The 24,453-nt window shown below is 33.3% G+C and carries 23 protein-coding genes; 5 read left to right on the top strand and 18 right to left on the bottom strand.

The annotated features are described in order from the left end of the window. Window positions 1-190: 190 nt before the first annotated feature. The 6 genes from rodA to purH form a co-directional block, all read right to left on the bottom strand. Window positions 191-1,426: a rod shape-determining protein RodA gene (rodA, locus tag AC5ZCW_RS17290; RefSeq protein WP_177211121.1), complete on the bottom strand. Its 1,236-nt coding sequence runs from the start codon at window positions 1,424-1,426 to the stop codon at window positions 191-193. A 15-nt stretch (window positions 1,427-1,441) separates the two neighbouring features. Continuing rightward, window positions 1,442-3,415, bottom strand: coding sequence for a penicillin-binding protein 2 (gene mrdA, locus AC5ZCW_RS17285; RefSeq protein WP_343544393.1), 1,974 nt, complete (start codon window positions 3,413-3,415; stop codon window positions 1,442-1,444). Beyond that, window positions 3,412-3,918, bottom strand: coding sequence for a rod shape-determining protein MreD (locus AC5ZCW_RS17280; RefSeq protein ID WP_111379478.1), 507 nt, complete (start codon window positions 3,916-3,918; stop codon window positions 3,412-3,414). Before AC5ZCW_RS17280 ends, mrdA begins: the two co-directional genes overlap by 4 nt. Then, window positions 3,911-4,735, bottom strand: coding sequence for a rod shape-determining protein MreC (gene mreC / locus AC5ZCW_RS17275; RefSeq protein ID WP_281634693.1), 825 nt, complete (start codon window positions 4,733-4,735; stop codon window positions 3,911-3,913). Before mreC ends, AC5ZCW_RS17280 begins: the two co-directional genes overlap by 8 nt. Window positions 4,736-4,847: 112 nt before the next feature. Beyond that, window positions 4,848-5,876, bottom strand: a complete 1,029-nt coding sequence (locus AC5ZCW_RS17270) for a rod shape-determining protein (RefSeq protein ID WP_008466528.1) — start codon at window positions 5,874-5,876, stop codon at window positions 4,848-4,850. Between the two features lie 56 nt (window positions 5,877-5,932). Then, window positions 5,933-7,459: a bifunctional phosphoribosylaminoimidazolecarboxamide formyltransferase/IMP cyclohydrolase gene (gene purH / locus AC5ZCW_RS17265; protein WP_281634694.1), complete on the bottom strand. Its 1,527-nt coding sequence runs from the start codon at window positions 7,457-7,459 to the stop codon at window positions 5,933-5,935. 165 nt (window positions 7,460-7,624) lie between these two features. Between purH and AC5ZCW_RS17260 the strand changes: the two genes are divergently transcribed. After that, window positions 7,625-8,872, top strand: coding sequence for an ABC transporter permease (locus tag AC5ZCW_RS17260; protein WP_496120962.1), 1,248 nt, complete (start codon window positions 7,625-7,627; stop codon window positions 8,870-8,872). A gap of 90 nt (window positions 8,873-8,962) precedes the next feature. After that, a complete protein-coding gene (locus AC5ZCW_RS17255; protein WP_343544391.1) occupies window positions 8,963-9,850 on the top strand; it encodes a cupin-like domain-containing protein in 888 nt (295 codons plus the stop codon). Window positions 9,851-9,896: 46 nt separating this feature from the next. On the opposite strand, the gene AC5ZCW_RS17250 is transcribed toward AC5ZCW_RS17255, so the two are convergent. From AC5ZCW_RS17250 to tamL, 4 genes are all read right to left on the bottom strand, one after another. After that, window positions 9,897-10,514: a hypothetical protein gene (locus tag AC5ZCW_RS17250; RefSeq protein ID WP_496120961.1), complete on the bottom strand. Its 618-nt coding sequence runs from the start codon at window positions 10,512-10,514 to the stop codon at window positions 9,897-9,899. Between the two features lie 79 nt (window positions 10,515-10,593). Then, on the bottom strand, window positions 10,594-11,448 hold the full coding sequence (gene accD, locus AC5ZCW_RS17245) for an acetyl-CoA carboxylase, carboxyltransferase subunit beta (RefSeq protein ID WP_111367748.1): 855 nt from the start codon (window positions 11,446-11,448) through the stop codon (window positions 10,594-10,596). Between the two features lie 82 nt (window positions 11,449-11,530). Beyond that, window positions 11,531-12,598, bottom strand: coding sequence for a class II fructose-bisphosphate aldolase (gene fbaA / locus AC5ZCW_RS17240; RefSeq protein ID WP_012023542.1), 1,068 nt, complete (start codon window positions 12,596-12,598; stop codon window positions 11,531-11,533). Between the two features lie 61 nt (window positions 12,599-12,659). Next, a complete protein-coding gene (gene tamL, locus AC5ZCW_RS17235; RefSeq protein ID WP_496120960.1) occupies window positions 12,660-15,233 on the bottom strand; it encodes a translocation and assembly module lipoprotein TamL in 2,574 nt (857 codons plus the stop codon). A 38-nt stretch (window positions 15,234-15,271) separates the two neighbouring features. Here tamL and AC5ZCW_RS17230 point away from each other — a divergent pair, with 38 nt between their 5' ends. After that, window positions 15,272-16,000 carry an RNA methyltransferase gene (locus AC5ZCW_RS17230; protein ID WP_281634697.1) on the top strand — a complete coding sequence of 243 codons (729 nt, stop codon included), beginning with the start codon at window positions 15,272-15,274 and terminating at the stop codon, window positions 15,998-16,000. Window positions 16,001-16,009: 9 nt separating this feature from the next. On the opposite strand, the gene porT is transcribed toward AC5ZCW_RS17230, so the two are convergent. From porT to AC5ZCW_RS17210, 4 genes are all read right to left on the bottom strand, one after another. After that, window positions 16,010-16,723 carry a type IX secretion/gliding motility protein PorT/SprT gene (porT, locus tag AC5ZCW_RS17225; protein ID WP_281634698.1) on the bottom strand — a complete coding sequence of 238 codons (714 nt, stop codon included), beginning with the start codon at window positions 16,721-16,723 and terminating at the stop codon, window positions 16,010-16,012. Between the two features lies 1 nt (window position 16,724). Then, window positions 16,725-17,456: a bifunctional demethylmenaquinone methyltransferase/2-methoxy-6-polyprenyl-1,4-benzoquinol methylase UbiE gene (gene ubiE / locus AC5ZCW_RS17220; RefSeq protein WP_281634699.1), complete on the bottom strand. Its 732-nt coding sequence runs from the start codon at window positions 17,454-17,456 to the stop codon at window positions 16,725-16,727. A 567-nt stretch (window positions 17,457-18,023) separates the two neighbouring features. Next, window positions 18,024-18,506: a dihydrofolate reductase gene (locus tag AC5ZCW_RS17215; protein ID WP_496120959.1), complete on the bottom strand. Its 483-nt coding sequence runs from the start codon at window positions 18,504-18,506 to the stop codon at window positions 18,024-18,026. An 11-nt stretch (window positions 18,507-18,517) separates the two neighbouring features. After that, window positions 18,518-18,862 (bottom strand): 2TM domain-containing protein, encoded by a 345-nt coding sequence (locus tag AC5ZCW_RS17210; RefSeq protein ID WP_496120958.1) that lies wholly within the window; start codon window positions 18,860-18,862, stop codon window positions 18,518-18,520. 239 nt (window positions 18,863-19,101) lie between these two features. On the opposite strand from AC5ZCW_RS17210, the gene AC5ZCW_RS17205 reads away from it, so the two are divergent. After that, window positions 19,102-19,398 (top strand): isoamylase early set domain-containing protein, encoded by a 297-nt coding sequence (locus tag AC5ZCW_RS17205; RefSeq protein WP_198854650.1) that lies wholly within the window; start codon window positions 19,102-19,104, stop codon window positions 19,396-19,398. 32 nt (window positions 19,399-19,430) lie between these two features. Here the strand turns inward: AC5ZCW_RS17205 and AC5ZCW_RS17200 are convergent, their stop codons facing one another. The 4 genes from AC5ZCW_RS17200 to AC5ZCW_RS17185 all read right to left on the bottom strand — a co-directional run bounded on the left by AC5ZCW_RS17200 (window position 19,431) and on the right by AC5ZCW_RS17185 (window position 22,954). Further along, the gene (locus tag AC5ZCW_RS17200) at window positions 19,431-20,282 is read right to left on the bottom strand and encodes a thymidylate synthase (RefSeq protein WP_343587849.1); all 852 of its coding nucleotides are present in this window, start codon (window positions 20,280-20,282) and stop codon (window positions 19,431-19,433) included. A gap of 92 nt (window positions 20,283-20,374) precedes the next feature. After that, window positions 20,375-20,998, bottom strand: a complete 624-nt coding sequence (locus tag AC5ZCW_RS17195) for a bifunctional nuclease family protein (RefSeq protein WP_008466556.1) — start codon at window positions 20,996-20,998, stop codon at window positions 20,375-20,377. A gap of 165 nt (window positions 20,999-21,163) precedes the next feature. Continuing rightward, window positions 21,164-22,132, bottom strand: a complete 969-nt coding sequence (locus AC5ZCW_RS17190; RefSeq protein WP_496120957.1) for an electron transfer flavoprotein subunit alpha/FixB family protein — start codon at window positions 22,130-22,132, stop codon at window positions 21,164-21,166. Window positions 22,133-22,207: 75 nt separating this feature from the next. Further along, window positions 22,208-22,954 carry an electron transfer flavoprotein subunit beta/FixA family protein gene (locus AC5ZCW_RS17185; protein WP_496120956.1) on the bottom strand — a complete coding sequence of 249 codons (747 nt, stop codon included), beginning with the start codon at window positions 22,952-22,954 and terminating at the stop codon, window positions 22,208-22,210. A gap of 502 nt (window positions 22,955-23,456) precedes the next feature. Here AC5ZCW_RS17185 and AC5ZCW_RS17180 point away from each other — a divergent pair. Further along, window positions 23,457-24,434 (top strand): pyruvate dehydrogenase complex E1 component subunit beta, encoded by a 978-nt coding sequence (locus AC5ZCW_RS17180; protein ID WP_008466560.1) that lies wholly within the window; start codon window positions 23,457-23,459, stop codon window positions 24,432-24,434. Window positions 24,435-24,453: the final 19 nt, after the last annotated feature.

Raw genomic sequence — 24,453 nt, 5'->3', positions numbered from 1 at the left:
CTAAATATTTTAACTGTGACTACATAAGAGAAGATATTCAATCCATTTGATTCGATGATCGGCAAAACTTGAAAGCGATGGAATAAAAAAAAAGCTGTAATTAGTTTTTGAAAAACAATTACAGCTTTAGTTTAACTTATTTTATATTTCGAATTGAAATTTGCGATTTAGAAATTGAATATTTTAAACATTACCATTCATTCACTTTATTGGCATCCATTTTAAGGAAAATAAACAGCAAAATTGTAAATCCCCAGAGTCCAGAACCTCCATACGAAAAGAAGGGCAGAGGAACCCCGATTGTTGGGAAAATTCCAATTACCATGGCAATGTTTACAAAGAAATGTATGAAGAGAATTGCGGCAACACAATATCCGTAAACCCGGCTGAATTTTGTCTTCTGTCTTTCTGCTAAGTAAATTACTCTAAGTAATAAACTAACAAAAAGTAGAATAACAACAAAAGAACCTGCAAAACCCCATTCTTCACCAACCGTTGTAAAAATATAATCGGTATGTTGCTCAGGAACAAATCCTCCTTTGGTTTGTGTGCCTTCAAGAAAGCCTTTCCCGATCCATCCTCCAGATCCAATGGCAATTTCAGATTGGTTGGTATTGTATCCAATCCCTTTCATATCTACAGTTTTACCTAGTAAAATATTGAAACGATCTCTGTGGTGCTGTTTAAAAACATTGTCAAATACGTAATCAACAGAGAAAACAAATCCAGAAATTAAGACCAGTAAAATTCCGCTTAAAATAATATTTCTGTCAACCACTCTTCCTTTAAAATGTATAATGGCCAACACGATAAAAGCCATTCCAATAACAGCGTACGGCTCTAAAACTAAAGTAAGAACGAAAAGGACAATAGTGATAAATGCTGTCCATACATACCAAGAAGGCAAGCCTTCTCTATATAAAACAAGGATAAATGCGCTATAAATTAAAGCACTTCCTGGGTCTGGTTGTGGTAAAATCAATATTACAGGCAAAAGCATAATAGCCAAAGCTTGGATTTGTCTATTGGTTTCTTTTAAGTTGATTTGTGTATCACTTAAGTATTTGGCCAATGCCAAAGAAGTGGCCGCTTTTGCAAACTCAGATGGCTGTAAAGTGAAGCTTCCTATGGCATACCAGCATCTCTGTCCTGCTATGGTTTTTCCAAAGAGAAATAACCCTGCAAGAGATAATAAGGAAACTCCAAAGATGATACTGGCATATTTTTCGTAAAATTTACCATCAACAAAAAGCACAACAAATATCAATGGAATAGTACAGCAAATAAAAATCAGCTGTTTTTGATAGGTTCCATCGGTTGATAATAAAGAAGACGAATAAATATTAAGCCAACCTAAAGTTACCAGCGCAATGTAGATAAAGACACTTATCCAATCAATATTATTTTTTACACTTTGATTTTTCATTTGAAATAATCTTTCTTAGTTTTTCTTAGTTGTGTCTACCGCTGTTTTTTTAACTTCAGTTTTTGGTGCCGTTGTAACTGGTGCTTTTGGTTTTAAAATTTTTGCTTGTAAAACAGAATCTTTTGGGACAGATTCAATTTTAAGAGCATCACTTATTCCGCCTACTTTAGCATATTCCGAAAGTAAGCTTTTGTTTAATACTCTTACTTCTAGATCTGTTCTTGTGATTTTTTTTCTTAGATATTTTTCAATCATTAAACTCGCAATCGGACCTGCTACTGTTGCTCCAAAACCTCCATTTTCAATCATAACTGCAATAGCAATTTTCGGATTGTCTTTTGGGGCAAAAGCAACAAATATAGAGTGGTCTTTAAGCTGGGTTCTTTTACCGTTTATTTTGGCAAAGTTCTCGGCAGTACCTGTTTTTCCGCAAATATCGATTCCTTCTACTCTAAGACTGTAAGCTGTACCTTTGTTGTAAACGTCAAATAGTCCGCTGATAACCGGCGGGAAATATTTTTGATCAATCGTAGTCACGTGCTTTGTCGTGAACTTTTCGTCTATTTTTTCTCCCTCAATTTTTTTAATGATGTGAGGAGTATAATAATAACCCTGATTTGCAACGGTGGCCATCATGTTGGCTAATTGAATAGGAGTCATTAAAACCTCTCCCTGACCAATTGCATTTGATACAATGGTTGAGCTTCTCCATCCTCCGTTAGGGTAAATTCTTTTATAAGTTTTAGAAGTTGGAATATTTCCTCGTTTTCCAATAGGTAAATCATATCCCATAAATTGGCCTAATCCAAAACTTTTTACGTGACTGCTCCAAACATCAACAGCTTGACCGGGATCTTTGTACTTGTTGATCGTAAGCATATAGGCTTGTCCGAAATAAGTATTACAAGAGTTGTAAATTCCGTTATGCAATTGATGTGGACCAAAACCGTGGCATTTCATGAATCGGCCTCCACCATAACTAAATCCATGATGACACATAAAAGTAGTTTGTTCATTTATTACGCCTTCTTGCAATGCAACTAAACCAGTCAGGATTTTGAATGGAGAACCTGGAGGGTACTCTGCTAAAAGTCCTCTGTCATATAAAGGTTTTGCAATAGAATCGTGATATAAAAGTGTGTAATTTTTAGATCTTTGGCGTCCTACCAAAATACCTGGATCATAAGAAGGGGCAGTAACCAATGCTAGAATTTCTCCAGATTTAGGTTCAATTGCGACAATACCTCCTCTTTTGTTAATCATCAATTCCTCTCCATATTTTTGAAGTTCGGCATCGATAGTTAAATTGATATCTTCCCCAGCTACGGCAATGGTGTCGTATTTCCCTTCTTTATATGGGCCAATTTCTCGGTTGTATTTATCTTTCTGAATGTATTTTACCCCTTTTATTCCTCGTAAAATTTCTTCATAGCTTTGTTCTACACCTTGTTTACCAATTAAATCACCACTATTGTAGTAAGGATTTTTTTCGATCTGTTTTTCGTTCACCTGTGTAATAAAACCAAAAATATTGGCTCCGTAATCTACTTCGTAATCGCGAAGTGATCTTTTCTGGAAGTAAAAACCATCATATTTTCTGATTTTTTCCTGAAAAGCGGCAAATTCATTTTTATTCAGCTGAGATAAAAATACAGAAGGAAGTCTTGGGCTGTAGACTTTTGCTTTTTCAATACGTTTATGATATTCTTCTTCAGTAATATTTAAAAGGGCACAAAATTCGGCAATGTTTAAATCCTTTTTTATATCTCTTGGAATAACCATGATGTCATAAGAAGCCTGATTCGCAACAAGAAGTTTTCCGTTACGATCATAAATATAACCTCTTTCAGGATAGTCATATACTTTTTTTATCGCATTATTTTCCGATTTCAGTTTAAAAGAATCATCAATAATCTGCAAGTAAAAAATCCTAATCACTAGCAAAGACGCTGCAATAATAATTATAGTGGGCAGCAAGACTTTTCTCATCGTTTATTGGGCTTAATAAGATAAATTATTATTATTGAGGTGATTATAGTAAAGATAGAACTAAATAATGTTCGGAGCAAAATGTCCCAGATGAATTTGAACTGAAATGCTTCCAAAACAAATAATACAATATGGTGCATTAAAACCGAGACCAGTATAAATGAAAATCGTTCTGGTGTTAAAGAATCATTTAGTTTAATGGTTTGATACTCATAACTTAAACCAAAAGAAAATTTAAAAATGTAAGGCCTGTAATAGGCTAAAATAACACAGGCAGTTGCGTGTATTCCGCCAGAATTACAGAACATATCCATTATTAGTCCCAAGAAAAAACTAGAAATAATTAATCCTGCTTTATTGCTGTTTACAGGGTAAAGAATGATATACAAGATATACGGAAAGGGACTTATATATCCTAAGAAATTCATATTGTTGAAAATAACAATCTGAATTGCCAGTAACATAATAAATCGAAAAATATTGACTAACAGAGCGCTATTCATTTTTTTCTTTGTTTTCTAAATTAATAAGTTCCTCTCTGTCCTTACTCTTGATAATATAGACGTGTCCTAAGTTTGTCATATCGTTAAATAGCTTAACTTTTATAACATAAAAACTTGTTTGGGTTTCTTTGTAAATTGTTTCAACAGTTCCGATATTAATCCCTTCAGGGAAAATTACAGACTGTCCTCCTGTTACAATTGTATCTCCTTTTCTAACTGAAGCTAATCTTGGAACGTCTCTTAGCTGTACAAATCCAGTACTTTTTCCATCCCATGTCAAAGAACCAAAATGATTTGATTTTTTTAACTTGGCATTAATCTGAGATTTCATGTTCAAAATACTCACAACGGTAGAATATCTTGGTGATGTGTCATCTACAATACCAACAATTCCTAAACTGTTTATTACTCCCATATCTGGTTTTACGCCATCATTGGATCCAGAATTTAAAGTAAGAAAGTTTTCGTGTGTGCTGTATGTGTTATGGATTACTTTTGATACGATGATATCAGCAGGTTTTACACCTTTAATGGTATCTGGTAAAGGTAATTTAGATGTGTCTTCTTTATTAAATAAAAGACTTTTTAATCTTGCGTTCTCAAGTACAAGTTCGTCGTTTTCGGCTCTTAAATTCATGTACTCATTAACACGATTGATTTTTTCATAAACACCTCCACTTAAGAAATTTGCTGAGCTGATTATTTTGCTTCTGTGATAAGAATGAGATTGAATCGTGAGTCCTAACGATATACCTAAAAGCAGCAAAAACAGCAATCGATTACTGTTTCTTATAATGAAATTAAATATTTGCTGCATTTCTTGTCTGGTTATTTTGTTTCAGGATATGCTTAAAAGTTTCAGTTTTTACAAGGGTCAAAAAGTATAAATTTGACCCTTATAAAAGTAAATTGATTGTTATTTTTTGATCTTATTTAATTAAGATGCTTTTAAATTTAGCAATGTTTTTAAGGGCCATTCCTGTACCACGAACAACAGCTCTTAATGGATCTTCAGCAATGTAAACAGGTAAATCTGTTTTTTGAGAAATACGTTTGTCAAGACCTCTCAACATAGATCCACCACCAGCTAAATAGATACCAGTATTGTAGATATCTGCTGCTAATTCAGGAGGAGTCTGAGATAATGTTTCCATTACCGCATCTTCAATACGCTGAATAGATTTGTCTAAAGCTTTTGCAATTTCACGGTAAGAAACATCTACTTGTTTTGGTTTACCAGTAAGCAAATCTCTACCTTGAACTGACATATCTTCTGGTGGGCCATCTAAATCTTCGATTGCCGCTCCGATTTGAATTTTAATTTTTTCAGCAGTACTTTCTCCAACAAATAAGTTGTGTTGTGTACGCATATAATAAACGATATCATTTGTGAAAACGTCACCTGCAATTTTTACAGATTTGTCACATACAATTCCGCCTAATGCGATAACAGCAATTTCTGTTGTACCACCTCCAATATCCACAATCATGTTTCCTTTTGGTTGCATAATGTCAATACCAATACCAATTGCCGCTGCCATTGGCTCATGAATCAAGTAAACTTCTTTTCCGTTTACTCTCTCACAAGATTCCTTCACCGCTCTCATCTCCACTTCAGTAATACCAGAAGGAATACATACAACCATACGTAAAGCTGGGGTAAACATTCTTTTTTTCAATGCAGGAATACTTTTAATGAACATATTGATCATTTTTTCCGAAGCATCGAAATCAGCGATTACACCATCTTTCAAAGGCCTTATAGTTTTGATGTTTTCATGTGTTTTACCTTGCATCATATTGGCTTCCTTACCAACAGCAATGATTTTGCCTGATACTCTATCACGTGCAACGATAGACGGACTATCAATGACAACTTTATCATTATGAATGATTAAAGTGTTTGCGGTTCCAAGGTCTATCGCAATATCCTCGGTCATGAAATCAAAAAATCCCATAAGTTTTTTAGGGGTTTAAAATGTTATAAATTATTTATCGAACAAAGTTAAACAAATTAATGTTTAAAATGACGAGTTCCTGTAAATACCATTGCAAGATTATTTTCATTGCAATAATTTATACTTAATTCGTCTTTAATCGAACCTCCTGGCTGAATTACAGCAGTTATTCCTGCTTTTTTAGCTAATTCTACACAATCCGGAAATGGGAAAAATGCATCACTTGCCATCGAAGCTCCATTTAAATCAAATCCAAAAGCTTTTGCTTTGTCAACAGCTTGAATTAAAGCGTCAACTCTTGAAGTCTGACCTGTACCTGATGAAATCAATGTTCCGTTTTTAGCAAATACAATTGTGTTTGATTTTGTATTCTTGCAGATTTTAGAAGCAAAGATCAAATCTTCGATCTCTTGAGCAGTAGGTTCTGTAATTGTAACGGTTTTTAAATGCTCTTTATTATCCGTAATATTATTTCTGTCCTGAATTAACAAACCATTAAGACAAGTTCTTACTTGACGAGCTGGTAATTCAACTTCATTTTGAACTAATATAATTCTGTTTTTCTTCTCTTGTAATACCGTAACAGCCTCATCATCATAAGCTGGAGCAATTACAACTTCGCAGAATAATTTGTTGATTTCTTGTGCAGTTTCTAAATCAATTTTAGTGTTAGAAATTAACACTCCGCCAAAAGCTGAAGTAGGATCACAAGCTAAAGCTGCTAAATAAGCCTCACTGATTGTTTTTCTTGAAGCCAATCCGCAAGCATTGTTGTGTTTTAAAATCGCGAAAGTTGGTCCGTCAGTTTTAAACTCAGCAATTAAATTAACTGCAGCATCAACATCTAGTAAGTTGTTGTATGATAATTCTTTTCCGTGAAGTTTTTTGAACATTGCATCAAAATCTCCAAAGAAGAATCCTTTTTGGTGAGGGTTTTCACCGTATCTTAAAACTTGACCGTTTGCAATACTTTCTTTGTAAATAGTCTCGTCTGTATTGAAATAATTAAAAATAGCTCCATCGTAGTGAGATGAAACGTGGAATGCTTTAGTAGCCAACAATCTTCTGTTCTCCAAAGTTGTTGCTCCATCTTGTTCTGTAATCAAATCTAAAAGTAAACTGTACTCGTTTACAGAAGCCACAATTACAGTGTCTTTGAAATTTTTCGCTCCAGCACGAATTAATGAAATTCCGCCAATATCGATTTTTTCAATAATATCTTGTTCACTTGCTCCGGAAGCAACTGTTTTTTCAAAAGGATATAGATCAACAATTACCAAATCAATTTGAGGAATGTCAAATTCCTTCATTTGCTGAACATCGCTTTCATTATCCTGGCGATTTAAAATACCTCCAAAGATTTTTGGGTGTAAAGTTTTTACTCTTCCTCCAAGAATTTCAGGGAAAGAAGTAATGTCTTCAACAGGAACTACTGGAATACCAAGGTTTTTGATGAAATCTTCAGTTCCTCCAGTTGAATAAAGTGTTACATTTTGTTCGTGTAATTTTCTAACAATTGGTTCTAATCCATCTTTAGAAAAAACAGAAATTAATGCCGATTGTATTTTTTTTGTTGTGCTCATTGTGTAGTTATGATTTTGAGACTGCAAAAGTAGTTTTTTTATATATTATATTAAAAAAAATTAGTGTAACAAAATGCTAAAAAAATCTACTGATGAGTAAGTTAACTTTTATTAGGTTTTTGAATTTAAATTATTGAATTTTACTTTATTGAAAAATACAAAAATATGATCGTTTATCTGAGATTATTAAAGGAAAGTCTGAGCTTTGCCATCAATGCTTTGCGAAATAATAAATTGCGCACTTTATTATCGCTATTAGGTGTAACAATCGGTATTTTTTCGATTATCGCTGTTTTGGCTGCTGTTGACTCTTTAGACAAAAAAATCTCAAAAGATTTGAGCAGTTTAGATAAAAATACAATTTATTTAATGAAATACTGCTTTGGACCGTCTGAAATTCCACAATGGAAGAGAGAACAATTTCCAAATGTGAAATATGACGAGTATATCGGATTGAAAAATTCAATGAATAATACCGATCAAGTAGCATATCAGCTTTTTGTAAATAGAGAAAGCTTAAAATACGATTCTAAAACAGTCAGCGATGTAAATATTATTCCATCGTCAAGCGAAATGGTCGATATTGACGGATTGAGTTTTGATAAAGGAAGATTTTACAATGAATCTGAGTCAAATTCGGGAACTCCCGTTATTGTTTTAGGATATGACATAGCCGAAGGACTTTTTGGTTCAAGCGATCCAATAGGGAAAAATATTCGCTTATACGGACAGCGATTTACTGTAATTGGCGTAATGGCTAAACAAGGAGCTGGATTCTTTGGAGACAGTAATGATACTTCGGTTTATCTTCCGGCAAATTTTTTAAGAAGAATGTACGGTGATAGCGATTCTATGACTCCTGTAATTGTTTTAAAGCCTGTAAAAGGCGTGGATATGGATGCTTATAAAGCGGAGATAGCTCAAAAACTTAGAGCAATACGTGGAATGAAAGCAGGAGAAATGGATAATTTCTTTATTAATGTGCTTTCTGGCTTTACTGATTTTATTGATGGAATTTTGGGGCAGATGAATGTTGTAGGCTGGATTATCAGCGGATTTTCTCTTTTAGTTGGTGGTTTTGGAATTGCGAATATTATGTTTGTTTCAGTTAAAGAAAGAACAAATCTTATCGGAATTCAGAAATCACTGGGAGCAAAAAATAAATTTATCTTATTCCAGTTTTTGTTTGAAGCTGTTATTTTGTCGGTTATTGGAGGGATTATTGGTCTTCTCATGGTGTGGGGAATTGCTTTTGCTCTGACAAAACTGCTAGACTTTGAATTTGTTTTAAGTTTAGGAAATATTCTTTTAGGAACCGGTTTGGCTGCTTTTATTGGTCTCGTTTCCGGAATTCTTCCTGCCATTTCGGCGGCAAATCTAGACCCTGTTGAAGCCATTCGAACAGGAATGTAAAATGTTGTTTTTGTGTTATTTAATTGTAAATTTTGTTGAGTGGAAATAATTAGATACATTTGATAGACAACAAATTAAAACGCCACATAAATGAGCTTTAATCTTAAATCTGTTGATACTGTTGAGTCGATTTCCAAGGAAGATTTTAAAAAGAATTACCTAGATAAAAGAAAACCTTTAATCATAAAGGGGCTTACAAAAGATTGGCCAGCAAGGGAAAAATGGTCAACAGAGTATCTCAAGCAGATTGCTGGAGATATAGAGGTTAAACTTGTGGATAATTCTAAGGCAGATCCAAAAAAAGTAATCAATGCTTCGATTGCGAGTATGAAATTTGGGGAATATCTGGATTTGATAAAGCGCGAACCAACCCAATTGCGTATTTTTTTCTTCAATCTTTTCAAGCATAGACCCGAATTAATTGATGATGTAAAAGTTCCGAAAGAATTAATGGGCGGTTTTATAGAAAGTATGCCAGCCATGTTTTTTGGCGGTTCTAAGGCAATTACTTTTCTGCATTATGATATCGATTTGCCACATCTTTTTCACACTCATTTTGGTGGACGAAAACATATTATCTTATTTGATAACAAATGGAAAAAAAGATTGTATTGTCTTCCTAATACAACTTATGCTTTAGAAGATTATGATGTCGCCAATCCCGATTTTGAAAAATTTCCAGCATTAAGAGGAGTAGAAGGTTATGAAGTTTTTCTGGAGCACGGAGATACTTTATTCATGCCAACAGGAATGTGGCATTGGATGCGTTATATAGATGGTTCTTTTTCGCTCACACTTCGTGCTTGGGATTCGTCGATTTCTCGAAAAATGGCTAGCGTTTGGAGTTTATTTATGCATGGCGCAGTTGACAGTGCTATTAAAGTTGTTTTTAGAGAACGTTATGCAATCTGGCGTGAAAAATTAGTTTTTAAAATCGCTGAAAAAGAATTGAAGAAGGATTTGAAAAAGGCTGGGTAATAATTTAGGGTCTAAAAATATAAAAATCCTGTAGGAACTATATGTGCTAATTATTTGGTTTTTTTACAAATTTGACAAGTTCAGGAAATTTAATTCTTGTTTTATCCCATTTAATATCGGCAGAATTGTAATATTTATTATTTCTCTTATAATAAATAATCGTGTCTTCTTCCTGTGTTGTTCTTCTAATAACGATAAAATCTCTATCTTTCTTAAAGTAATTTAAAGATTTATTTAAATCAAAAAATATTTTAGAATTTAAAGTGTCAGATTGAGATGCGATGAAAGTTGCATTTCTAAAATCATCTTTATAATTCAATTTAATAAAATCATAAATATTTTTATTTGAAATTTCAATTAGATCTCTTGGATCTAAATCAGCGAAGTATGGAATTGTGTCTGTATTTGGTGTTCCACAGATCATTCCTATGCCTTTATTTTGCAAATAATAAGCCGTAGAATCTGAGTTGATGATAAAAGTATTTGTTCCGTAAAACAACCAGCCAGGTATAGGTGGAGGAGGTGGAACAGTGTCATTGTTTCGTATTATTGGTTTGTTTTCTTGCGAAATTATATAGGGAATGTTTTTTTCAATTTTAGCTTCTTTCTTGGTGCAGTTCCAAAAAAGGATACAAATCATAAAACCAATAAAAATTCTCATCATAAAAATCAGATTTAAAATAAAGATATAAAAAATCCCAAGAAGCAATTTCTTGGGATTTCTATTTTAAGTAGTTTTAAAACTATCTAATATCATTATTTTGAATCAAATCGATATATAAGTTGATCTTATCTTTCAATTCTTTTCTAGGCGTGATAAAGTCCAAGAAACCGTGCTCTAAAAGAAACTCAGCAGTTTGGAAACCTTCTGGTAAATCTTTTCCTGTAGTGTCACGAACAACACGAGGACCAGCAAAACCAATCAAAGCGCCTGGCTCAGAGATGTTGATATCTCCTAACATTGCGTAAGATGCAGTTGTTCCTCCAGTTGTTGGATCTGTACAAAGAGAGATATAAGGTAATTTAGCTTCAGCTAATTGAGCTAGTTTTACGGATGTTTTTGCTAATTGCATTAAAGAATAAGCAGCTTCCATCATACGAGCTCCACCAGATTTAGAAATCATTACAAAAGGAAGTTTGTTTTTGATGGCGTGATCAATTCCTCTTGCGATTTTCTCACCTACAACTGCTCCCATAGATCCACCGATAAAAGCAAAATCCATACAGCAGATTACAAGTTCTCTTCCTTTAGATTTTCCTACTCCCGTACGTACAGCGTCTTTAAGGTGAGTTTTTTCCATTACATCTTTCAATCTGTCTGCATATTTCTTTGTGTCTACAAAATGCAAAGGATCTTTAGAAGTCATGTTTTTGTCTAACTCAACAAATTCGTTGTTGTCGAATAAAATTTCAAAATAGGTTGCGCTTCCAATTCGAACATGAAAATCATCTTCAGGGCTAACGAATAAATTTCTCGCTAATTCGTCAGCATCAATAATTTTTCCAGTAGGAGATTTGTACCACAATCCTTTCGGAACGTCCATCTTATCTTCTGTCGCGGTCGTAATCCCTTTTTCTTGTCTTTTAAACCAAGCCATATTGAATGTTTTTTTTGTTTTAGGTTTCAATTTTCAAGTTGCGAAACCTGAAACTTGAAACGTTAAACTTGAAACTTTTTTATTATAGTGTATTCACATTATTTAAATCAGCAAAAGCTTGTTCAAGTCTTGCATTGAATGTTACTTCGCTTTCACGAACCCATCTTCTTGGATCGTAATATTTTTTGTTCGGAGCATCTGGACCTTCTGGGTTTCCAATTTGAGATTTCAAATAATCAAGGTTTTTAACCATATAATCACGGATTCCTTCAGTGTATGCAAACTGTAAATCAGTATCAATATTCATTTTGATAACTCCGTAGCTAATTCCTTCTCTGATTTCTTCAAGTGTAGAACCTGAACCTCCGTGGAAAACGAAATCAACTGGATTGTGTCCTGTGTTGAATTTGTTTTGTACGAAATCTTGAGAATTTTTTAAGATTTTTGGAGTTAATTTTACGTTTCCTGGTTTGTAAACACCGTGAACGTTTCCGAAAGCAGCAGCAATTGTAAATTTAGGGCTTACTTTAGATAATTCTTCGTAAGCGTAAGCTACTTCTTCTGGTTGAGTATATAATTTTGAGCTGTCAACATCAGAGTTATCAACACCATCTTCTTCACCACCTGTAATACCAAGTTCGATTTCTAATGTCATACCCATTTTGCTCATTCTAGCTAAGTATTCTTTGCAGATCTCAATGTTTTCTTCGATTGGCTCCTCAGACAAATCGATCATGTGAGAACTAAATAATGGTTTTCCTGTTTCTGCGAAATGTTTTTCAGAAGCGTCTAATAAACCATCAATCCAAGGTAAAAGTTTTTTTGCACAGTGGTCAGTGTGTAAGATTACAGTTGCACCGTAAGCTTCTGCCAAAGTATGAATATGTTTTGCTCCTGCGATTCCTCCCGCGATTGCTGCTTTTTCACCTGCATTTGATAATCCTTTTCCAGCGTTGAATTGTGCTCCACCGTTAGAAAATTGAATGATAACTGGCGCGTTAAGTTTCGCTGCAGTTTCAAGAACTCCATTAATTGTGCTTGATCCAGTAACGTTTACTGCTGGAAGAGCAAAACCCTTCTCTTTCGCATAATTAAAGATCTCTTGTACTTGATCTCCTGTAGCTACTCCTGGTTTAATGTTGTGTGCCATTTTAATTTTTTTTTATAGTTGTTTTTAGTTTTTAGGTTGCAAAAATAAGAATTAATTAGCATTAGAAAGGATAATTTATACCAAAATTTAAAACCGAGTGTCCAAAATTGTATTCTTTAAACCATCGGTCTCCCTTCTCATGTGCTGGATTATAAGTCTTAAAGCCTAAATCTAAACGAATCACAAAAAAGCTTAAATCGTATCTTAAACCGAATCCTGTACCTAAAGCAATTTCAGCTAAATCGTTTAAGTTGTCAAATCTTGCTTTCGGATCTATGACATTATCGAGCACATTCCAGATATTTCCGGCATCTGCAAAGAATGCTCCTTTAACATCTCCGAAAACTTTGAAGCGGAATTCGGCACTCGCCGCAATTTTCATATTGGCCTCATTAAAGTCGTTTACTGCATTGGTACTTCCAGGTCCTAAAGCGTAAGGCTGCCAAGCACGGTTGTCATTGGAACCTCCGCCATAATAACTTCGTGAAAAAGGAATATAGTTTGAATTTCCAAACGGAATTGCAATTCCAAAGAAGCTTCTAACTGCTAAAACTTTCTCTTTTCCAAAATCCCAGTGTTTAATATAGTCAAATTCAGTTTTTATATACTCTGAATATTCCAGATTAAAAATCTCGTAATTTCCTTTTGCGTTTTTTTGAAGATTTCCGACTTCAGAAATTAATGATAATAATGTTCCAGCAGATTCAATTTTGGTTCTAAATTGATAGAAATTATTATCTGCTAGATCTTTTTTGGTTGTTTTGGTAAAAGAAAAACTTGTGGCTAGAATAAAATCATTTTCGGTCAAACGAACTCTTCTTTCCTCAATACTTTCAACTTCTTGATATTGCGAGTTGTCTGGAGTTAAAGCTGTTTGTCCTGTCAACACATCATTAGTAAATCCCGTAGTCCCTTTTGGAATCGTAAGGTCTTTTCTGGCTTGTTCCTCAGGTGTAGTTCCCCAGTTATTGACATCAGTATTATAATCTTTACCAATAAAATTCAGATCATCGTAAGAAGAAGTATATACATTAAAGTAATTGTCAGGATTTAAATTACGAACAAACTGTGCGTTTAGCAATTCGAATTTTGCTGTGTTATGACGTTTTGGTGTCCAGTTGTACGAAATACCTCCTGTAAAATTTTCTTTATCCAAACCAATATTTCGTTGTTTCGAAAAACCAGAAGTTATAGAGGTGTAGGGGATCATACTTTTTGGGATAATCTTTTCTGTCCCAAACGGGAGAAGAATTCTCGGAAAATTCAATTTCATATCCAAACCATACTCAGAGACATTAAAGAAATTATTGTTCGGATTGGCCATATCTCTAGATGATCCAACATTTAGACGCGCTGATATTTCTAAAGTTTCTGCACGGTTAAATACATTTCGAATAGTTTCAGAAACACTGGCTCCAATCCCGAAATCCTGAATGTTAGAATGCGTTACGTCAAGAGTGGCTCCAAAACTGTATTTTTTTCTCGGAGTCAAATAAACATTGGCAATAAGAGATTGCGCTGTAGAATCTCTTTTGTCTACTTCGTATTGAATTGATGGATAGTTGAAAATCCTTAAATTATTTAAATATCGAGAAGAAAGAGTAGTTCTAAAATCGGCAAAAGTACTTCCTTTCGTAATGAAAATAGCATCGGTAATAGCGCGTGGTTTGTATTTTAAGGTCTTGTAACTGTATAAATTAAAGTTATTATACGTTACACTATCTGTTGGTTTTTTCTTGGCATTTGCAGCAGAATAATCTGTGTAAATGTTTACGTCGCTAATTTTATACAATTTAAAAGGTTCTGTGCGGCTAGAATCTCTCTCTTGAATTGTATTGTTGTTTATAATTAAAGTTACATCGGCTTTGGCTTTTTTACCAATCGTGTCAATGTCAAAAGTTACATAAGTAGGCTGAAAATAGTAGGCGCCGTGATTTCTAAAGTATGTTGTAATACGATTTTTTTCTTCTTCAAAATCTGTGGTTTTGTATTGATTACCAGATTTTAATAGCGAAGGCTCATTATTAGTTCTGTATAATGAGTCCAGTGCAGGAGTCATTATTTTAGTTGTAATAGTATCTAATTTGTAAGCTGGCCCTGTAGTAATATTATAATTAATTGCGGCTCTTTTTGTTCCGACTGTATCAATAGTGTAATCTGTTTTAACATTAAAATATCCACTATTAAAATAATAGTATTTTAGCCTCAGTAATGATTTTTTAGTTTTAGAAGTATCTATTATTACTGGTGGTTCTCCAGTGTTTTTTAGAAATTCATGAATTCCTTTATAATAAAAAGATTGTCCAAGGCGATCTACTTGTTTTGCTGAGAATATTTTTGACATACGCTCATACTTTCCCGGATTGTTTTTAAATTTGGCCTGATAAGTAGAATCTGGATTTAAATTGGCTAAATTGTACAGATTTAATCGAAGCTTATAACCTAATAGTTTGCCATTTGGTTTTTGGTACATCTGATTAGAAGCTGTCTCATCGTTTGTTGATTTTCCGTTAACTAGAATATTATTTTTTACAAGAAGGTTTTTTCCATCGGGAACTCTTTTTACGGCATTACAAGCGCAAATTAATATTGCAATTAGAAGAAATGCTATTATTTTTGTGGAATTCTTTTTCAAGTGTTTTTTTAATATTTAATTCAAAAGTACATTATTTTATGGTTAGTAAAAACCAAATAAAGCTTATCTCAGGCTTACATCAAAAAAAGCAGCGTTTTGCCAATCAATTATTCTTTGCTGAAGGAGTAAAAGTAATTCAAGAATTGCTGCAATCCAATTTTGAATTAGAACATTTATACACCACATTGAATGATTTTGAAACAGTTCACGCTTCAAAACGTACTCTTATTAATGATCAAGAACTGAAAAAAATAAGTGCTTTGTCGACTCCAAATTCTTGTCTGGCAGTTTTTAAAATTCCAGCCGAAAAGAAAATAGTCGATTCGGGTTTAATTTTAGCCTTAGACGATATTAGAGACCCTGGAAATCTAGGGACTATTTTACGTCTTTGTGATTGGTTTGGTATTAAGCAGATTGTCTGTTCTAAAGAAACAGTAGATATTTATAATCCGAAAGTGGTACAAGCTACAATGGGGTCTATTACCAGAGTAAATGTAAGCTATGTTGATTTAAAACTTTTTCTTGCTCAAACTAAACTGCCAGTTTTTGGAACTTTTATGGACGGAGAAAATATTTATCAATCCAAATTACCTCAGAGTGGCATCATTATTATGGGTAATGAAGCTAATGGTATTTCAGAAGAAATTGAAAAAATCATAACCAACCGTCTCACAATTCCTAGATTTGGAGAGCTTCAAAAAACCGAAAGTTTAAATGTAGCTACTGCAACCGCAATTATTCTTAGTGAATTTAAACGAAATAGTTGATATTTTGTTTTAATGAAAAGTGAAATTTATTAAAATCGCTCTAGATTTCATTGAATCAATGTTTCCTGTCCATGGACTGTCTGGAGTATTATCTCTAATAAGCTCATCGGTGATACCGAACATTCCTCTAACAGAAGGTGAGAAAATAAAGTATTCGGTAAAAATATCAATTCCTAAACCTAATTCGTAGGCAGCAGTCCATTGCTTTACTCTAAATTTCTGCTCAAAGTTATCGTCTTGAGATTTTGCGTTACTTGATAAATTTAAAGTTGTAGACATACCGCCCACTAAGTATGGGCGTATGTTTCCTGTACGTTTTGCAGAAAACTTCAATAATAACGGGAAGTGAATGTATGTACTATTTACTTCTCTTAAATAATCACTTTCGGTGTTTCCAATACCAGGAAAAAAAAGATCACGTTTAGTATAGTACAAACCTGGTTCAAAACGAAGATTGATATATTCCTGAAGTCTTAAATCGGCCACAACGCCCACATTAAACCCAGTAGTTTTTTTAACCTGAATATAGTTTTCTCCCGGAGGAGTTTTGTAATCAAATTTAAAGTCAAAACTATTAAAGCCTAAATAATAGCCAAAGTAAATACGCTGTTTCTGCCAGTTTTCAAGATTAATGATAGGATCTTTGCTAAACATATTTTTAGCAAATTGCGAATGTCCTTTTGTCGTTAAGACCAATAAAAATAAGATTACAATTTTTTTCATACTATTTTTTAGATGCAGAATAAATTGTTGCGACACCAAAAGTTTGAGGCATTGCCACAACATCTATAAACCCAGTTTTTCTTAAAATATTGTTTAAGGCTTCTCCATAAGGAAAAGCGGCGGCCGATTCAGATAAATAGCCATACGCATCATTATCTTTAGAGAATAATTTTCCGATTAACGGAAGTATATTTTTGCTGTAAAAATTGTATCCTTGTTTATAAGGAAATTTATCTGGAACAGAAGTTTCTAAAATAACAAAAATTCCGTTTGGTTTTAAAACCCTTAAGATTTCTCCAAAACCTTTTTCTAGGTTTTCAAAATTTCTTACACCAAAACCAACTGTAATAGCATCAAAATAATTGTCTTCAAAAGGCATGTTTTCAGAATCTCCTAAAACGAGTTCGATAACATTCGAAAGTTTTTTTTCTTCTACTTTCTTTTTCCCTACTTCCAGCATTCCGGCAGAAATATCAAGACCAATAATTTTTTCGGCATTAGTTTGTGAAAGTAAAATGGCTAAATCACCGGTTCCTGTTGCAATATCAAGAATAACTTTTGGTTTTTTGTCTGATACTAATTTTAATACTTTTTTACGCCATTTAATGTCAATTCCAAAAGAGATTACGCGATTCAAATTATCGTAATTCCCAGAAATGGTATCGAACATTTGGGTTACTTGCTCTTTTTTACCTAAAGAAGAGTCTTTATACGGAGTTATTTTTTCAGACATTTTTTTTATTTAGGCAAATATAAACAATCTAGTTTAACTGTAATTGAGTTTTTTAATTTGTAAAATAAATGTTTAATCAGATTTATTTTAAAGCAGATTTTGCTATCCCTAAATCTAGGTATTTTGGTAAAATCCCTAAATCTTGGTATTGTCTAATAGCGCTATAATGAGCAACTTTGTTTAAGTAAAAATGATTAAAGTTTTAATGATTGATAATGTCGCTATGACTTAAACAGATGATTGCTTTTTTTGCGCTGGCAATTCATTTGTTCATGAAAGAGTCTTGTAAAGTATTGTTCTTGGGGGGAAATACTAATATTAAGTGCAAAATACGTTCTTAGGATTAAATTTGTTTTTGGAAATTTTAATTTTCTGCCTTTAATATCTTAGTGGTATTTGTTATTAAAGGCGTTTGAGATTTAGGTCTCAAATAACATTAAATGTTATTCAGTTTTACAAATGTTTCTCGACATTTGTTATTTTTTAAACAAAATTCTTCTTGAGCGAGTTAGGCTTCAAAAATCAATTATTTAAAAACATCCTCCCTAAAAAGAGGATGTTTTTTATTTATTTTCTAATGTAAGTTTCATAAGTATAGTCATAAAGATGTTTTTCATCTTTATAATTTTCTTCAGATTCTACCAAAATCCACTCGCTTTTATTGATTTTAGGAAAGAAAGCATCTGCTTCAAAAGAATGATGAACTTTGGTTAGTTCTATAATATCAGTAAATGGAAGGGCAAGATTATAAATTTCGCCACCGCCAATAACATAACTGTCATCGTTTTCTGGGCATAAGGCAATTGCTTTTTCAATGCTATCTACCACAATGCATCCTTCTGGTTTATAATTTTCTTGGCGAGAAATTACAATATGGACACGATCTGGCAACGGTTTTGGAAAGCTTTCAAAAGTTTTCCTTCCCATAATAATATGATGACCAGTTGTAAGCGATTTAAATCTTTTAAAATCATTTGGAAGATGCCATACTAATTCGTTGTTTTTTCCAAGCGCATTATTTTCGGCTGCAGCCGCTATCATTATAATCATGGTATGCTTAACTAAATTTTATTTTCATTCTCTTCATTAATAGAAGATTCAAGCTGGCTAATTCTTTTTTGCTGTAAAGCAACTAATCGGTCAATTTGCTCTCTTTCCCATTTTTTATTCATAAAACGGTCTGTTATATACACTTTTATAAAATGCAGAATAAAAAGGAAAAGCCAGATTGTAATTCCCCAAATACACCAGTTTTGGGTTGTGCCGTCGCCAAAACCAAAAAACTTGTTAGCAATAAATAAAAATAAACTTCCTAGAAGGAAAAGAACAAAATGAAAATATAGGATTTTTTTTTGTCTTAATCGTCGTCTAGCGTATTCGTATTGTTCGTGCACTTCTTTTTCCATAAGATAAAAATGAGATTATAAAGTTAAAATTTATTTTCGAAAGTCAATATTTTGAATATGGAATATTTGCCTTTTGCAGATATAAGAATTTGAAAAACAAAATTTTAACCACTTTAAATTGCAGATAAAGCGAAAATATTAAGCTGTTTTTGGTATTATCATAAATCGCTTCTGAAGGTAGTTAGTGTTTCATTGAATTTAATTAATTTTAGATGTATAAATCTAAAAACGAAATAGTTATGTCTTTAAAGAAACAATTTGTGAAAACGAAACCCGTATGTAAAGTGACGTTTTCAATAGATGCTAAAGATGCAAATTCGGCAGCTGTTGTTGGAGATTTCAATAATTGGAATGCTGAAGAAGGAACTCTGAGTAAATTGAAAAATGGAACTTTTAAAGCAACTTATGACTTGGTTAAAGATGCTATTTATGAATTTAAGTATCTGATTGACGGAAATTATGTAAATGATCCAGAAGCCGATTCTTATAAATGGAATGATTACGCTGGAAGTGAAAACAGTGTTTTAGTTGTATAAAAAAATCCGCTATTAAAGCGGATTTTTGTTTTTTATACTGCAACACTTCCTTTAATGGCAGGATGCGGATCGTAATCTACAAGTGTGAAATCATTAAAATCAAAATCAAAAATGTTTTTAATCTCCGGATTTAAAATCATTTTTGGTAATGGTTTTGGTTCACGCGTTAATTGCAGTTCCAATTGTTCAAAATGATTATTATAAATATGTGCATCGCCAAAAGTGTGAATAAATTCGCCTGGCTCTAAATCGCATACTTGTGCAATCATCATAGTTAGCAATGCATAAGAAGCAATGTTAAAAGGAACTCCTAAAAAGATATCGGCACTTCGCTGATACAATTGGCAAGATAATTTTCCTTTTGTTTCTCCTTTTTCAGGATCTGGACTTGCTACATAAAATTGGAAAAAAGCATGACAAGGAGGCAAAGCTGCTTTGTTGTTAGCCACATTTTCTTCAAAAGACTTTTTAGTATCTGGCAAAACCGATGGATTCCATGCAGAAACCAACATTCTTCGGCTATTCGGATTTGTTTTTAATTCTTTAATTAATTCAGAAATCTGATCTATTTCTTCACTATTCCAATTACGCCATTGGTGGCCGTAAACAGGTCCTAAATCACCATTAGAATCTGCCCATTCGTCCCAAATTTTGACTCCATTTTCTTGAAGGTATTTTACGTTTGTATCGCCTTTTAAAAACCAAAGCAATTCGTAAATGATCGATTTCAAATGAAGTTTTTTTGTTGTAACCATTGGGAAGCCCTCACTTAAATCAAAACGCATTTGGTAACCAAAAACACTTTTTGTTCCAGTTCCGGTTCGGTCTCCTTTTTGATTGCCGTTTTCTAAAACGTGTTTTACTAAATCTAAGTATTGCTTCATCTTTGTTTAATCGTTTAATCGTGGATCTGTTTAATTGTAAATTTGTTTAATCGATTTAACGAATAAACGGTTTAACGATTAAACATTAAAATTTATCTTCTAGAGATTTCGTCTCTAATTTTTGCTGCTTTTTCGTAATCTTCTTGAGAAACGGCTTGATCTAAAAGCTCGTTTAGTTCTTGTAAACTATGTTTTGCGTAAACGTCTCCAGATTGGTTGCTTTCTTCTTCGTGTCCAAAAGTTTCAGGATTAGAAAGAACATCATCAATTTCTTGAGCACCAGAATCTGTTTCGGCAGTATTCGATTTTAGATAAATTCCTGCTTTGTCTAAAATGTTTTTGTAAGTAAAAATAGGAGCATTAAAGCGCAATGCTAAGGCAATAGCATCAGAGGTTCTAGCATCTATAATCTCTTCGATTTTATCTCTTTCGCAGATCAGGCTAGAATAAAAAACACCATCAACTAATTTGTGGATAATGACTTGTTTTACCACAATGTCAAATCTTTCAGCAAAATTCTTGAATAAATCATGTGTTAATGGACGTGGCGGTTTTATTTCTTTCTCTAAAGCAATAGCGATTGACTGGGCTTCAAAAGCACCAATAACAATAGGTAATTTTCTTTCGCCATCCACTTCATTCAAAATTAAGGCATAAGCGCCATTTTGAGTTTGACTGTATGAAATTCCTTTTATGGATAATTTTACTAGACTCATATATGTTTGTAAAAAAGGCACTTAGCGCCTTATTTTAATACTGTTTTGGTTTAAAAAATAAAGCTGCAATTTTAATCAAAAAATATGGAACAAAAAAGCTGCCTATAAACAAAGATACAACATCTTGTTTTTAGGCAGCAATATTTTTAAAGAGAATTCTTTGTGTTAAGAGTGCTGAGCTTTAAAAGCTTTTAATTTCTCTGTTAATTGTGGTACAATTTCAAAAGCATCTCCAACTACACCATAATCAGCCACTTTAAAGAAAGGAGCTTCAGGATCGTTGTTGATTACTACTTTTACTTTAGAAGAGTTAATACCTGCAATGTGCTGAATAGCTCCAGAAATACCGATGGCAATATATAAGTTTGTTGCAACTGGTTTTCCTGTTTGTCCAACGTGCTCGCTGTGAGGTCTCCATCCTAAATCTGAAACCGGTTTAGAGCAAGCAGTTGCAGCGCCAAGAACAGCGGCAAGATCTTCTACTAATCCCCAGTTTTCTGGACCTTTTAGTCCGCGTCCGCCAGAAACTACGATATCCGCGTCAGCGATAGAAACTTTTCCAGAAACTTTTTCTACAGATTCTACTTTTACACCAAAATCATTGTCTCCAATTGTTGGATTGAAATCTTCTGCTGCAGCCGCTCCTGCGCTTTCAAAAAGACCGTAAGAGTTTTTAGCTAAACCAAGAACTTTTACATCTGTACTGATTTCTGTAATGTTGAAAGCTTTGTTTGAGAAAGCATTTCTTTTTACTTGAAATGGAGAAGTACTAACCGGCAATCCAACCACATTTGAAGCGAAACCAGCATTTAAAGCTACCGCAACTAGTGGAGAAAGGTAAATACTATCAGTTGTAGAAGAAAGCAATACTACTTTTGTTCCTTCTTTCTCAGCAGCTTGTTTGATAACATCAGCGTAAGCTTTTGCATTAAAACCAGCTAATTTATCATTGCTTACTTTTAAAACTTTATCAACTCCGTATTTGCCTAATTCGCTCACATCGCTGATGTTTACAGTTAAAGCTGTAACAGTTGTTCCTAATGATTCAGCTACTTTTTTAGCATAAGAAGCTAATTCAAAAGCTACTTTTTTAAATTTTCCTTCTGCAGATTCTGCATATATTAATATTGACATGATGTTTTTGTTTTGAGGTTTAAAGTTTCAGGTTTCAAGTTTCAAGTTTGAAAACTGAACACTAAAAACTGATTACTAGATTACTTTCGCTTCGTTGTGTAATAAATTGATTAACTCATCTAAATTATCTGCAGAAATTAATTTTACTGCTGATTTTGGAGCTGGTTTTTCAAATTTCACCGCTTTTGTGTTTACAGCTGCATCAACTGGCTCAAGGATAGTTAAAGCTTTTGTTCTTGCAGTCATAATTCCTCTCATGTTCGGAATACGTAAATCTTTTTCCTCAACAAGACCTTTTTGACCTCCAATAATTAATGGAAGAGTAGTGCTTACAGTTTCTTTTCCACCGTCAATTTCACGAACTGCTTTTACATTGTTTCCGTCAACTGTTAAAGCTGTACAAGAGTTTAAGAAGTTAGAACCTAAAATTCCTGCGATCATTCCAGGGACCATTCCTCCGTTATAATCTAAAGATTCTTTTCCAGCAATTACAAGATCATAACCTCCATTTTTAATAACTTCTGCTAATTGTTTAGCAACAAAAAAACCATCAGTTGGATTTGCATTTACACGAATTGCTTCGTTTGCACCAATTGCTAATGCTTTACGCAAAGTTGGTTCAGTATCAGGACCTCCAACGTTTACAACCGTTACATTTGCACCTTGTTGCTCTTGAAACCAGATAGCGCGTGTAAGGCCAAATTCGTCGTTAGGGTTAATTACATATTGTACTCCATTAGTGTCAAATTCTGAATCACCGTTGGTAAAGTTAATTTTTGAAGTAGTATCAGGCACATGGCTGATGCAAACTAGTATTTTCATAAGTATATATTTTGAATTTATAATATGCTTTTACAAATTTAGAATTTAATTTGGAATAATTATACTATGCATGCATAATATTTTTTAAAACTATTACGATTTCGCTAATTGTGCAGTTTTAACTGAATTTCATCGGAATCTAAAAATAAAACAATATTCATTTTGCTTGATTGTTAGGAATTTTGCAATAACTGACGGTAGGCAAACGATTTAATTTTTGTCGTAGAAACACTAATTTTTGGTTTTTTACGTTATGATGAGTGAATTTGAAGAAACAAGAATTAAACAAATGCATAAAAGTTTGTCTAAAAAATATTTTGAGAGAGATTTAAGTGTGAATTGCACGTTATTATATCGATTTCGTTAATATCACAATAAAGTTTAAAAAGTTAAAACCTGAGAACAGATAGAAGTTCATGCGATTTTAAATTCAATTTATGCTTTTAAGTTATTTAAAATATTTATTTTTGCTCTTCAGAAAATTCAACATACAATATAAAATATGAGAACAATACAATTTAGAGAGGCCATTTGTGAAGCGATGAGCGAAGAAATGCGTCGCGATGAATCCATATATTTAATGGGAGAAGAGGTTGCAGAATACAATGGAGCTTACAAAGCCTCTAAAGGAATGCTTGCTGAGTTTGGTGAAAAAAGAGTAATCGATACTCCAATTGCTGAGCTTGGATTTTCAGGAATTGCAGTAGGTTCTGCAATGAATGGAAACCGCCCTATTGTAGAATATATGACATTCAACTTCTGTTTAGTTGGTATTGATCAAATTATAAATAACGCTGCTAAAATGCGTCAAATGACAGGAGGACAGTTTAATGTGCCTATCGTTTTCCGCGGACCAACAGCTTCTGCTGGTCAATTAGGAGCTACTCACTCACAAGCTTTAGAAAACTGGTTTGCTAATACTCCAGGTCTTAAAGTTGTTGTTCCTTCAACTCCTTATGATGCAAAAGGACTTTTAAAATCTGCTATCCGTGATAACGATCCAGTTATTTTCATGGAATCTGAGCAGATGTACGGAGACAAAGGTGAAGTGCCAGATGGAGAATATACAATTCCTCTAGGTGTTGCTGATGTTAAACGTGAAGGAACAGATGTAACGATTGTTTCATTCGGAAAAATTATCAAAGAAGCTTTTATCGCTGCTGATGAATTAGCAAAAGAAGGAATCTCTTGTGAGATTATCGATTTAAGAACAGTTCGTCCAATGGACAAAGATGCGATCTTAAAATCGGTTAAAAAAACAAACCGCTTAGTAATTCTTGAGGAAGCTTGGCCAGTTGCCAGCCTTTCTTCTGAAATCTCTTATATCGTTCAAGAACAAGCATTCGACTTCCTTGATGCGCCAATTCAACGTATTACAACAGCAGATACTCCAGCACCGTATTCTCCAGTATTGCTTAAAGACTGGTTGCCAAATGCAGGTGATGTAGTAAAAGCAGTTAAAAAAGTATTGTACAAATAATACAAATACATAATACTCA

Source organism: Flavobacterium sp. PLA-DH12, assembly GCF_059511845.1.
Note: the sequence above shows the minus strand (reverse complement) of the source record. Positions and strands in the feature narration are given on the sequence as shown.